At 37.4% G+C, this 12,844-nt stretch carries 11 protein-coding genes and 2 pseudogenes; 9 read left to right on the forward strand and 4 right to left on the reverse strand.

What is annotated here, in order from left to right; translation table 11 throughout:
• Positions 1-205, forward strand: a 205-nt coding sequence (locus tag AC25JC_RS16880) for an FAD-dependent oxidoreductase (RefSeq protein ID WP_486924488.1), incomplete at its 5' end; no start/stop codon positions are given.
• Between the two features lie 286 nt (positions 206-491).
• Here the strand turns inward: AC25JC_RS16880 and AC25JC_RS16885 are convergent.
• The 3 genes from AC25JC_RS16885 to AC25JC_RS16895 all read right to left on the reverse strand — a co-directional run bounded on the left by AC25JC_RS16885 (position 492) and on the right by AC25JC_RS16895 (position 2,647).
• The gene (locus AC25JC_RS16885; RefSeq protein WP_180089092.1) at positions 492-746 is read right to left on the reverse strand and encodes a YfhL family 4Fe-4S dicluster ferredoxin; all 255 of its coding nucleotides are present in this window, start codon (positions 744-746) and stop codon (positions 492-494) included.
• Between the two features lie 9 nt (positions 747-755).
• Positions 756-2,150 (reverse strand): prephenate-dependent tRNA uridine(34) hydroxylase TrhP, encoded by a 1,395-nt coding sequence (trhP, locus tag AC25JC_RS16890; RefSeq protein ID WP_078194532.1) that lies wholly within the window; start codon positions 2,148-2,150, stop codon positions 756-758.
• Positions 2,151-2,230: 80 nt separating this feature from the next.
• A complete protein-coding gene (locus AC25JC_RS16895; RefSeq protein ID WP_180102987.1) occupies positions 2,231-2,647 on the reverse strand; it encodes a Cd(II)/Pb(II)-responsive transcriptional regulator in 417 nt (138 codons plus the stop codon).
• A gap of 76 nt (positions 2,648-2,723) precedes the next feature.
• On the opposite strand from AC25JC_RS16895, the gene AC25JC_RS16900 reads away from it, so the two are divergent.
• From AC25JC_RS16900 to AC25JC_RS16925, 6 genes are all read left to right on the forward strand, one after another.
• A complete protein-coding gene (locus AC25JC_RS16900) occupies positions 2,724-3,359 on the forward strand; it encodes a cation efflux transmembrane domain-containing protein (protein WP_486924489.1) in 636 nt (211 codons plus the stop codon).
• Between the two features lie 287 nt (positions 3,360-3,646).
• Complete coding sequence (locus tag AC25JC_RS16905) at positions 3,647-4,210, forward strand: TetR/AcrR family transcriptional regulator (RefSeq protein ID WP_486924490.1); 564 nt, start codon at positions 3,647-3,649, stop codon at positions 4,208-4,210.
• Positions 4,211-4,900: 690 nt separating this feature from the next.
• Positions 4,901-7,537: a type VI secretion system Vgr family protein gene (locus AC25JC_RS16910; protein WP_486924491.1), complete on the forward strand. Its 2,637-nt coding sequence runs from the start codon at positions 4,901-4,903 to the stop codon at positions 7,535-7,537.
• Complete coding sequence (locus AC25JC_RS16915; protein ID WP_078194430.1) at positions 7,538-8,443, forward strand: DUF4123 domain-containing protein; 906 nt, start codon at positions 7,538-7,540, stop codon at positions 8,441-8,443.
• Between the two features lie 82 nt (positions 8,444-8,525).
• A complete protein-coding gene (locus AC25JC_RS16920; RefSeq protein WP_078194429.1) occupies positions 8,526-8,966 on the forward strand; it encodes a hypothetical protein in 441 nt (146 codons plus the stop codon).
• 9 nt (positions 8,967-8,975) lie between these two features.
• On the forward strand, positions 8,976-10,694 hold the full coding sequence (locus AC25JC_RS16925) for a T6SS phospholipase effector Tle1-like catalytic domain-containing protein (RefSeq protein ID WP_180115341.1): 1,719 nt from the start codon (positions 8,976-8,978) through the stop codon (positions 10,692-10,694).
• A gap of 71 nt (positions 10,695-10,765) precedes the next feature.
• Here AC25JC_RS16925 and AC25JC_RS16930 read toward each other — a convergent pair.
• Positions 10,766-10,876 (reverse strand): annotated as a pseudogene (locus tag AC25JC_RS16930) (ferredoxin--NADP reductase); the annotation flags it as partial.
• Between AC25JC_RS16930 and AC25JC_RS16935 the strand changes: the two are divergent.
• Together AC25JC_RS16935 and AC25JC_RS16940 are read left to right on the forward strand one after the other, a co-directional pair.
• A pseudogene (locus tag AC25JC_RS16935) lies at positions 10,867-11,631 on the forward strand (type VI immunity family protein); the annotation flags it as partial. The pseudogenes AC25JC_RS16930 and AC25JC_RS16935 sit on opposite strands and share 10 nt — an antisense overlap.
• A 3-nt stretch (positions 11,632-11,634) precedes the next feature.
• Positions 11,635-12,639: a PoNe immunity protein domain-containing protein gene (locus AC25JC_RS16940; protein WP_486924492.1), complete on the forward strand. Its 1,005-nt coding sequence runs from the start codon at positions 11,635-11,637 to the stop codon at positions 12,637-12,639.
• Positions 12,640-12,844: the final 205 nt, after the last annotated feature.

Below are 12,844 nucleotides of genomic sequence, written 5' to 3' on the forward strand. Positions count from 1 at the left end.
CACTGATTTCTTAAAAGAAACAGCAGTTGAACTTTCAAACCGTGGTGAGATCGTAATTAACGAGCGTAACGAAACCAATGTAAAAGGTGTATTTGCTGCAGGTGACTGTACAACAGTACCGTACAAACAAATCATCATCGCAACAGGTGAAGGCGCGAAAGCATCATTGTCTGCTTTTGATTACATCATCCGCTCTGGTCAATAAAAGAAAGGCCAGTGTGTTTCGAGAAACACGCTGGCCGCGCTGAATGTTGTCATTTGAATATTATTTTTCTTAATATTCTCGTTTTACAGGAACTTTGGATGCTAACACCGGAGTTCCTTTTTTTCTCTGCAAAATTAGGATTCAAAAATGTCCCCACACATTTTGAACCCTATTCGTTGCCCAGCTATTTTTGTTTTACAACCTTATTTTTATACTTTCCCCAAGGTTGTTTCTCTATAAAATATAAAGTGGAGTAAGCAATTAATATACCAATCACATCACGAATTTAAGATTTAAATAAATTCAAGCCTTTAAACTTCTCCATTAACTGCTCATCTGTCTCTACATGTTCAGGATGAGGCACAATGCACTCAATCGGACAAACTGAAACGCAAGTTTGGTGCTCATAGAAACCGACACATTCAGTACAACGTGCGACATCAATTTCATAAATCTTTGAGCCTTCATAAATGGCATCATTGGGACATTCAGGTAGACACATGTCACAATTGATGCATTTATCTGTAATCAACAAAGCCATAAAGCGAACTCAAGCCTGATACGCTAAAGACGAAGCCGAAATATCTACGGTCGAATTGGGTAAATTACGAATCAGTAAGGCATAGCGCATATCGACATCGGCAGGCACAGGAATATCCACGATATGACCTGAACCTTTGGCATCGTCAATTAGATTACCTTTTTTATCTTTCATTTCAGTTAAAACGAAGGTGATGTTGCCTGAAGTGGTCATCAGTTCTAAAGAATCACCTACAACAAAACGGTTTTTCACTTCGATTTTAAGAGAGTCGCCATTGCGTTCTAAGACTTCACCTACAAACTGTTGATGATCAAAACGTGAAGAGCCGGTTTCATAGTTCTGATATTCACTATGAACATGGCGGCGTAGAAAACCTTCGGTATAACCACGGTTCGCAAGACCTTCAAGCTGAGACATGAGAGCAGGGTCAAACGGTTTACCAGAAAGGGCATCATCGATGGCTTTACGATAAATTTGAGCGGTACGCGCACAGTAGAAGTAAGACTTGGTACGGCCTTCAATTTTTAAAGAATGAATGCCCATTTTGGTTAAACGGTCTACATGCTGTACAGCACGCAAGTCTTTCGAGTTCATGAAATAAGTGCCATGTTCATCTTCTTCAGCAGCAAACATGTCTTCTTCATTGCGTTGTAATAAAACCGGCTCGCCGAATTGGTGTTGTTCTAGGGCGTGTTGCTCATCGGCATTTTTATTATTGCAGCATGATGATTCTTCAATTTGTGTGACTGGAATAACATCACCAGTTTCATCTTCAACTGCATCGTGAATTTTATAATCCCAACGGCATGCATTGGTACATGCACCTTGGTTTGCATCACGTTTATTCATGTAGCCAGAAAGTAAGCAACGACCGGAGTAAGCCATACATAATGCACCATGTACGAAAACTTCAATTTCCATATCAGGTACATTGTGTTTAATTTCTTCAATTTCTTCGATTGATAATTCACGTGACAAAATGACACGTGTCAGTCCCATATTTTTCCAAAATTTAACCGTTGCCCAGTTCACCGCATTGGCTTGTACAGACAAATGAATGGACACTTCTGGAAAATGTTCACGCACCATCATGATCAGACCAGGGTCAGACATGATCAGTGCATCAGGATTCATGGCAACCACAGGTTCAAGGTCACGGATGAAATTTTTCAGTTTTGAGTTATGCGGTTGGATGTTTACCACCACATAAAACTTTTTACCTAAAGCATGGGCTTCTTCAATGCCAATTTTTAAATTGTCATGGTCGAAAGCATTATTGCGCACACGTAAGCTATATCGCGGCTGACCTGCATACACGGCATCTGCGCCATAAGCAAAAGCGTAGCGCATGTTTTTCAATGAGCCAGCAGGTGAGAGGAGTTCGGTTACGTGTTGAATCGTCATGTCAATAAAGGCATAAAAAATTTATGGCTTTATTGTAGTGATCTAAAAAAAGGATTCAACCAAGTATTTTAGTTGGGTTTTCAAGATATTCCGTTTTCCAAATGTTTTAAAATTTGGCAATCATTGATTTGGCTGGTTTCATTACAACTGGCACGGAGCGTACTTAACTGTATTTTAAAATTTTCTAATTCTTTAATTTTTTCAGAAACTTGACGAATGTGATTATCAATTAATTCATTCACGGCATGACAGCTTTGTGTAGGTGATTGCTCAAGTTCAAGCAGGGTTTGAATCTCGGTGAGAGAAATATCGAGGTTTCGACAGCGCTTAATAAAAACCAAACGTTTGTACATTTCTTCATCATAATAGCGATAATTGTTGTCTGCGCGGAAGCTAGGTTTCAGCAGTTTTTTCTTTTCATAAAAGCGAATACTGTCAACGCTTACCCCAGATTTGGTGGACAATTCTTTAATCAAATAATGTTTTTGTACGCTCATGCTTGACCTTGGAGTGAGTCCATAGTTTTGAATAAGAATAATACAAATCCATTGATTTTTAAATTGGAGCACATTTATGGCATGTACATGTAGTCATGAGCCAGCACCAAGCAAACCCAACAGTAAATTTCGTATCGCGCTTTGGATCGCCTTAATCATTAACGCCATGATGTTTTTGGTGGAACTGATTGGCGGGGCTTATGCACATTCTTCTGCGCTTTGGGCGGACTCGCTAGATTTCTTTGGTGATGCCGTAAATTATGGAGTTTCATTAGCCGTGCTTGGCGCCAGTTTATATTGGCGTGCAACAGTTGCCTTGGTTAAAGGTTTTGTTATGGCAGCATTTGGGATCGTGGTCATTGCCAAAGTGCTCTATGCCTATGCAAATGGGATCGCTCCTGAACCAATCACCATGGGGGTGATTGGTATCTTGGCTTTAGTCGCTAATGTCATTTGTGCATATGTTTTATATGCTTTCCGTGAAGGTGACTCCAATATGCAATCGGTTTGGCTATGTAGCCGTAATGATGCCATTGGTAATGTCGCGGTGATCTTGGCGGCTGTTGGGGTATTTGGTACAGGCAGTCTATGGCCAGATTTGATCGTGGCCGCAATCATGGCAATTTTAGGTTTAACGGGCGGTTATCAGGTGATTCGAAAAGCACTGCAAGAGCGTAAGCAAAAAGATATTCTGAGTACCCCTTGCTCTTAAATTCACCGTTAATGGCATTCATTTCAGCAAGGTTTTAAACGCAGATAAGTGGTCGTTAAGTCGCTAGTTGAAATAAAATTAGCAGTCAGTTTTATACGAAATTTCCCTGACTGCTAATTTGATAAATCTTCTGAAATCAGACTGTATTAAATGGGATGCTGAAGTTTTATCTACAGACTCCAATTAAGTTATGCTTTACAATAGCGCGCGAAAATCATGTTTAAAAATTAGGTTTTCTACCTTAAAAGCTTTATGTTTAGGCCCCATTGGTGCATCAGGTAAATTAAATGTCGAAAAAGCAAGACATCATTAACGTTGCGCTCCAACTCTTCAATTCTTATAGCTATAACTCGATTGGTATAGATCGAATTATTGGGGAATCGGGCGTTGCTAAAATGACGTTTTATAAATATTTCCCCTCTAAAGCCAAATTAATTGAAGAATGTCTCGTGATTCGAAATCTTAATTTACAGGAATCACTTGAAGCTGCTATTGCAGAATGTGATCCAGAAGACTATCTTTCGCATATTAAAACCATTTTTGCTTGGTACGATGCTTGGTTTCATACTGCAGATTTCAATGGTTGTATGTTTCAAAAAGCAGTAGAAGAAATATCAAAAGTTTATCCTTCGTCATTACAACCTGCGATCGATTATAAAGACTGGCTCAAATCAAAACTAAGTACTGCTTTGCAAAATCTGGGCATTCAGCAAACTGAACAACTAGCTGCATTTCTGAGTAGTATTTTGGATGGCATGACCATCCAAGCCCAAATTGACCCCAACCAAGTGCATTTAGCAGAGTATTGGAAGCGAGTTGAAACCTTAATTCGTTTGGAATTGGCTGCTTAAAAATTTGTTTGTAGGCATCTAGGTTTTAAATCTAGCGACGACTTATTTGTATTGATTAACCATCAATTTTTTTCACATGACTTAAGATTCTAAGAAAATAAAAAGCGCGATTATTTGGGGTAATCGCGCTTTGCTGACAATTGTGCGTTCAAATCATTCACTTTGTTAGCTTAAGTCAATGATTTGATTTTCGAACGTTTTATACGTTTTCTCTCATTTATATTTTTACCCTCTGAATGCTAAATTCATTCGGTTTTTGCAGTAAAATAGACAGACTTGTCTGTTTTTTTTGAATTATAGGGGATCTTAGGTGAATTACAAGACAGGAAAGAAAGGGTTGTGTGTTTTTTAATCTGACTTGAGTTTAAATTAATCTACTATTTTTAAAGATAATATTAAAAAATTAATCATTAAGCTCGGTGCTAATTAGACGATAAACTATTTTTACACTTGTGTGAATGACGTTGCTTGTTGGATGCAAGTGCATGGTCTAAGACCATTTGGTGAATATTTTATATGCAAGAAGTATTTAGTGAGTAGGTTCTCAGCTTTTTAGTTTTAAGTGAATTTTTGAATCGTGGATTTTACATAACGAAACATCTTCTATGGTTTTAAGCATTAAGTTTATTGATGAATTTGACTAAACTAGCAGCAAAATTATTTCCATGATTACAATTTAGAATTTTTATTATGTTAGGCAAAATATTTGCTGTATTAGAACAATTGGGTCTATCCGCCCAAAAACGTGCCATTCATGTGCAATTTTCCAACCCTGCGTTGAATGATGAGCTTTTTATTCAACGTATTGATGGGGAGCATGTCTTAAACCAAGGCCTGCAAGCGACTTTGATTTGCCTATCTACTAATGCCCTTATTCCATTAAAACAATTTATTGGCGCACAAGTCGCCGTTGATCAAGTGACCGATCAGGGCGAACTCTTCCGTACCACGGGTATTATTACCGAAGCCACCCAAGGGCAGAGTGATGGTTCACTCACGCTGTATAAACTCACTTTAGAAGATGCAACTTCACTGTGGCATAAGCGCCGCAACAGCCGTGTGTTTATGAATAAATCAGTGCGTGATGTTAGTGAAACTCTCTTTAAAGAATGGCAAAGCAAAAGCCCGCTTTTCGCTGCCAGTCTAACGCTTGATCTAAGCGGTTTAAGTGAGAACTATGATGTTCGACCATTCATCATGCAGTCGAATGAAAGCGATTATGACTTTCTGACCCGACTTTGGCGCAGTGAAGGCATTAACTGGCTCATCGATGAAGCACAGTTGAAAGTGCCGCATTCCTCAGCCCAAATTGAAAAACAAAAACTCCGCCTGATTGATGACAATAGCCAATATCAAGCACTCAGCCGTCGTAGTATCCGCTTTCATCGCTCTAGCGCCACTGAAAAACAAGACAGCATCACCAGCTTGATCGGTGAACGTAGCATTCAACCGACTGCGGTCCATGTGCAGCGCTGGCAAGCCGATGGACTCAGCCAAGAAGAAGGCGCAGGTTCAGTTCAAAGCAAACATCAGCATAGCCAAAGCCAAGACAATGCCAGCTTAAGTTTGGAGCAAGCATGGCATATCAGCCCTGCATGGATGCAAGACTTAAAAGGTGAAGATCAAGCTACGGCTTCATCCAACAGCCAAATTGAAAAATTGAATCAAAACCTAACGCGCTATCACGAGCTACAATCGAAAAAATTTAATGCACAATCGACCGTGCGTGATACCCAAGTGGGTTATTGGTTTGAATTGAATGAACACCCAGAAATCGATCAACACAGTGGTGCAGACAAACAATTTTTAATCACAGAAAAAAAATTCTATAACCAAAATAACTTACCTAAAGACCTCTCTGAACAAGTCAATCAACTGATTGAACAAAGTCAGTGGAACATTAAACCCATCCATGAACAGGCCGAGCGTCAGGCCAATCAGCTCACATTACAACGCCGCAATATTGCGACGGTTCCTGAATATAACCCACTCGAACACCGTCCAAGTACTCATCCGCAACGGGCTAAAGTTGTCGGGCCAAGTGGTGAAGAAATACATGTCGATGAATGGGGGCGTATCAAAGTCCGCTTCTTATTTACCCGTGGAGATGACCACAGCCATGATGGTGGTGCAGGCAGCAATGACAATGACACAGATTCTGCATGGGTCGATGTGCTTACACCATGGGCAGGTGAAGGTTATGGCGCACGCTTCTTGCCACGCATTAATGAAATCGTGGTCATCGATTTCTTTGACGGTAACATCGACCGACCATTTGTGGTGGGGCGTATACATGAGGCACAGCGCAGTCCGACCCAATTTGATGGTAAAGGCAAACTACCTGACACCAAAAAATTGGCTGGAATAAAAAGTAAGGAAGTCCAAGGTGAAGGTTTTGGACAACTGCGCTTTGATGACACGACTGGACAAATCTCAACACAATTACAAAGTACCCATGGTGCCACCCAGCTCAACCTCGGTAACCTCAGTCATCCCAAAGAAACCGCAGAAAGTGAGGGAAGAGGCGAAGGCTTTGAACTGAGAACCGATCAATGGGGCGCAGTGCGTGCAGGTCAAGGGCTCCTTGTCAGCACACACCCACAACAACAAGCAGCAGCAATGCACCTCGACGCACAAGCTGCAAAAGAACAAATCGAAGCCAACTTAAACAGCAGCAAAGCCTTAAGTGAAGTGGCGAAAAATCAACAAACTGACCCACTTGAAGTCTTAGATAACCTAAAAAACGTCCTTGGACAAATCGAAAAAGGCAGTAAAGAAAAAGCTGATGCCTTTAAACAAGCCTTGATGATTTTATCTGCACCAAACTCAATTGCTGTGAGTAGTCAGGAAGATATTCATCTTTCAGCAGATGGACAGATCAGCCAAAGTGCAGGCGATAGCATCAATCTCAGCAGTCAAAAATCCTTAATTGCCCATGCACAAAGCAAGATCAGTCTATTTGCAGCACAAGAAGGATTACGTGCGTATGCAGGCAAAGGCAAAGTTGAAATCCAAGCCCAAGGAGATGGGGCGGATTTGATTGCACGAAAGGGTATTCAAATTATTTCCACGGAAGATACAGTCGAAATTAAAGCCAGTAAGAAAATAGTACTGACAGCTGGTGGTAGTCAAATTGAGATTAGCAGTGCAGGGGTATTGCCAACTACTGCTGGAAAATTTGAGGTGAAGGCCGGGCAACATTTATTTTTAAATGGCTCGAAAGTCAATATAAGTCTTCCTTTTTTTCCTCAAAGTGTATGTTGGGAATGCTTGGCAAGAAGAGCGAGTCAACGAGGTGCATTTGTGAATAAAGGGGATGGTCAATAGATGTCGAAAATAATAAAAAATGATTTAAGTCGTTTCTTTGAGCAATTCCCTAGAGAAAACTATTTTATATATGGGGTGATTGATGCTGCACAAGATAGTAGCTTTTTAAAACGTAAGGACATTTTGCAATCACGTAATATATTGGTTGAGGCAGCCGGTGATAAAGCATCGGAGTTATCACCACATTTAATTCAATTGAGTCATAATATAAATAGTTCTGAGTGGGAATATATTAATCATCGGATTGTTGGTACATCACGAATGACTTTAATTGTCACAAGGCTAACTTTCGATGACTTATATGCGCACTTAAGACAATTTATAGATGTTAAGTTTGAGGGGGGACTTGAAATGTATTTGGCATTTTGGGATCCTGCGATACTTGGTACATTAGTAGGGCAAAAAACTGATAAAACTTTATATGTACAACAACAAGTATTATTGGAAGAACAAAAGAAGATTCTTTTAAAGCCAATTTATAGTTGGTGGTATTGGGATCGTATAGGTCAACTACATACAATTATTGGTTATAATAATTGTGAATTACAAATATTTTATGACTGGCGCCAGCCCTTTGAATTTACAATTGAACAAGAAGAACTAATGGTCGAAGCTACTTTTCCTGATCATCTAATTTATTATTTAAAATTAAATAATCCTTTTTTGATAAAGTCATTCAATAATTGGGACTTGTATTTATATGTTATTGAAATGCTTAAAAAGGCTAGAGAATATTCGCTAAATGGCACTAGAGATATTTTAAATTTTATATGTTTGACATTGATTTATAAAGATAAGTTTGAAAGTGATATGTTTTTGCAAAGTGTTCTTTTAAAAGTAAAAAATAAAATCATCAATATGGATCAGGCAATGGAAGAAGCTGAAGATTTGATGCAACTGAGCTAGTGCATTTATAGTGATTTAAATACTATGAATAGTAATAAATTACTAATTTAAAAATTGTATATTTAAAATTAAGGGTAAGTTAATGAATGTTTTAAAAAAAATTGTAATGCTGCCGATTACTATAATGATGGGTCTAGTTGGGTGTAGTACAGGATCCACAAAAACATATGTTTTGACTACAACATCTTATGGTTATGATGCTAATTATATCCCCTATATCGTTGAATTAAATCAAGAAGAATTAGGCGGTGGGTTTGGTAGTGGAACGAAAAGGTCAGCAGTTTTAACTGGGTCACAATTTGTTAAATGGGGTGAAACAAATAGTTCCCGCAAACATACAGCAATCAATGTTCCTATATTAACTTCTGAAGAAATAAAAGGTAAAAAATACTTAGCAGTACATTTATATCCAGATGATAGTGTAGAGATTACCTTATCAAATGAATTGCCTCGTGCTACTAAAAAAGGTTTAGAGTGGAGAGCAAAAATAATTGATGAATTGAATGCAAAAGAAAAAAAATAAGAGAAGACTATGTTTAATGAATTACAGAAAATAAAGAATAGTAATCAAGATGTTTCTAATCAGGGTCCTAATGCTAAACAGGATTGTTCTGATGTAGTTAATATTTCAGTTTTTTTTGATGGAACTGGAAATAATTTAGAGAATGATGAAAAAATTGCCAAGTTAGCTAATCCTGCAAAACTATGGCGTAATGCTATTTCTTATAGTAACTTTGAAATGCGTTCTCTAAAAACGCCTATACAGTTAAGTCATCCAATTTACATTTCAGGTGTTGGAACTCCATTTAATGGAGAGATTAATAATTGGATTGACAAACAAATAGCAAATTCTCAAGATACATTTCCTACTGGTGGCGCTACTGGAGTTGGCGGATCTAGGCGCTTAGAATATGGTGAAGACCAGATTAGTGAAACGTTAACCAACGTTTTAAAACTTAAAATTGAACAAGCTGAAGCGATTCTTAAGCCACAAGTTGAGGAACGTAAAATTGAAGCTGAAGCAAAAATCGAAGCTAATTTAAACCAGCATCGATTAATTAAAAAAATCAATCTATCAATTTTTGGTTTTTCCCGCGGTGCTGCATTGGCACGAGTGTTCTCTAATGAAATGATTTGGAATAACGAAAGTAAAGATTTAAGTTTAAACTACAGTCTAGCAAGACAATCTGAAAAAATACCTTTGGATATTCAATTTCTTGGATTGTTTGATACTGTAGCTTCATTTGGTTTACCAGCTACGAATATGCCGAATAAGTTGAGCTTTAGAGGGCGGGATATGGTAGTTGATCCTAGGGTTAAAAATTGCTTGCATTTGGTTGCTGGTAATGAATTAAGATTTTCTTTTCCTGTTGATTTAATACGTAAAGATGGCAAATTAGCCAATCCAAAAACGTGGAAAGAAATAGTTTATCCTGGTATGCACTCAGATGTTGGAGGAGGTTATCAGCCAAATTCACAAAATGTAGATAATAATTTCGCAAGAATACCTTTAAAACATATGATGGATGCTGCAGTATCAGCGAATGTAAAAATTTTTGACTATTTAAAATTAGAAAGCGAACATAAAGAACTATTTGAAAAAGAATTCAAGATTAATGAAGAAACACAACAATTATTTAATTCAGTTAAAAAAGAAGTAGGTGCTTCTACTGGTGTTACAGAACATGATATCCAAAATTACATGAAATTATATTATGGTTCTTATGGAACGTTACACCGAAGAAGACAAAAACATTTAATTAATGGTGATATTGAGCAAGCAAATGCTTCGCGTTCAGTTAGCCAAATTTCTAGGGAGGAGGATGGTTTTGAGTTTCCAACCGGACCTGCTGATATGGCAACTGAAGTTGAACGTATTAAGTGGACAAAGAACTATACTACATTTAATCAGTCAAATATTACGGGTGTAAAACACCTTTTTAGAATTTTTTATCCTGCATTTAAACTGTATGAAATGCTTGTGCATATTGATGAGTGGGAGTTGGAAAGTTGGGAAAAAGACGTCTCTCAAGAAGCTGTAGATTTTTATTCAAATTATATACATGACTCTAAATATGGGTTTGTGGCAAATGTAGAGCCGTTTAGTTATTTTAGACAGAGAACTGTATATGAGTCTAATCGTAGTTGGAAAGGACGTAGAACTGATAAAAAACTTGGACCTATATATGAACAGATACAAAATGAACCTGAAGAGAAACCCTTAGAAAGCGATTCTATATGCCAAATTTAAAATACCAAGTGGGATGAATTAGCAGTAATAAAAAACGAGGCAAAAGCCTCGTTTTATCTGATTCAAACTAATTATTTTTCAACGAATGCACGCTCGATCACGTAGTCGCCTAGAACTCCCATCTTAGGAGATTCTTTCAGGCCGTGCTGGTCAAGTAGTGCAGCAACGTCGTCTAGAAATGCTTAACCCAATTCAAGCATATAGTGGATATGAAATTGGAAACACAAGTCAATTTGCATTTGTATCTCCAGAGTTTGAAACAGTTGAACGGACTTTCACGGAGTATTTTTACGGGCTCGATATTGATCATCCTGGTATGGAGTTTTCTCATGAAAATATGTTTATTGCAGAAGATCGGGATGGTTTAGGTGGTGGTATTCGTACCCCAACATGGTGCTTTTTACTTTCTCCCTACTGGCTAGAGAAACTAGGCTTGAGTGAAGAACAAATTCGTGAAAAACTGGATGATCCACAAATTGAAATTACTAAAATTATAGACCTAGAAGATTCAACAAAATACAGCTTATGGATATGTTTGGGAGAGCTTTCACTTTATCCTGTTGAAGAAGGTGTACCAGATTTATTGGTGATTGCAAATGAACTAATTAAACCGATACGTTGTGATAACTTAAAACTGACCACTTTGGATGCGTGGTCAGATGATCCAAATCCACGTTTTGATGCCGTAAGTTCAAAGCAATGGATTGCACGATTTGATGAAGACAGCACTTGGCCTGAATTAAAACGAGTGAAAGTTGAAGTTCAAGAACCAGAAAGAATAGATATTGTTATTGCCGGTAGCCCATGTCCTCACGCAGGATATTGGTATACTTTTGCTAAAGAAAACTCACGTCAATATTTTAAACAAGGTGATATATTCCCTGATTTTGAAAGTGATTGGGGTGATGTGTACTGGCAGTTTGATGGTGAGGAATGATTTATGCCCTTCGGGGCATTATTTTTTGGAATAAATATGGAATTTAATAAGAAGATTAGGCAAGTTTTCTTAACAGAAAATATTTATGATCGTTTGTATGGGTATTTTTTTGAAATTTCTAAAAAAATTGAAAATAAAAAACAAGAATATAGTGGTATTTTAGAAGATCAAAGTCGTCTTTCACTATTCTTGGCAAGCGAAACATATCAATTTTTTTCATTAGAATATACAGCAGGTCATGATATTTCTAAAATGAGGTATTTTCTAGAAATAATAATTGAGAGATATGAAGCATATACTTTTGCTTTAAGAGAGTATGAAAATGATAATGATTGGGCACCATTTTACTTTACAGCTATAGATGAGTACGAAAGATGTATGCAGTTGATAGGACTGTGTTATCTATTACATAGAAGAGACTTATTACCACGTATTGCAGCGATGCAGGACAAAATTTACCATGAGCAAACAGAACAATTAGATACGCTGTATGAGGACTTTTTATCATTTGAGTTGATGGATAGATATGATGTAGATCAATGGTTTTTTGATAATCCATATCGCCCATTAATTTTTAGTAAATATAGAGATACTAAAAAAGAGAGTATTCAAGATATACAGGAATATTTGAAATTATGGTATCCCGCATTTGAAAGTGCTCCATGGCATGATATTCATAAATTGGATGAAAGTTTTTATTTTGGCTATTGGGCTATAGAAGCTGCTGCTTACGTTTATCTGTTAGATTTAGATGATAGCGAAATAACACATATGATTTATCCAAAAGATTTGGTTAAATTTGCCCGAGAATTTGTACCTTGCGAGAAGGATATAAGTAATCCTAGTACAAAAACTCTAAGATGCGAAGCAGGCCAAATTTGCCCTCAAACAGGTGAATGGTATAGTCCTGCGAATAACATGGAAAAACGTCATTTTAATCAAGGAGAAGGTATGCCTGAGATTAAAGATAATCCTTGGGGTCTAACGATTTGGTATCTGACTGAATAAGTAGATGCCATCCGGGGGGCATTTTGAAATGGATGCGAATATATATTGGCAGTTTGCTGGTGATAAATAGGATAAATTTTCCTTTTGATATTCGTTTCTAATGGATAATATTAAGCCTCTTTCATAAATCAAAAAACGAACAGTCTCTTGCTGATTATTTGTACCGAAGAATTTTAAATATTCATGCATAATCTGCGGATGAAAT

It is taken from the genome of Acinetobacter sp. P37, assembly GCF_057480965.1.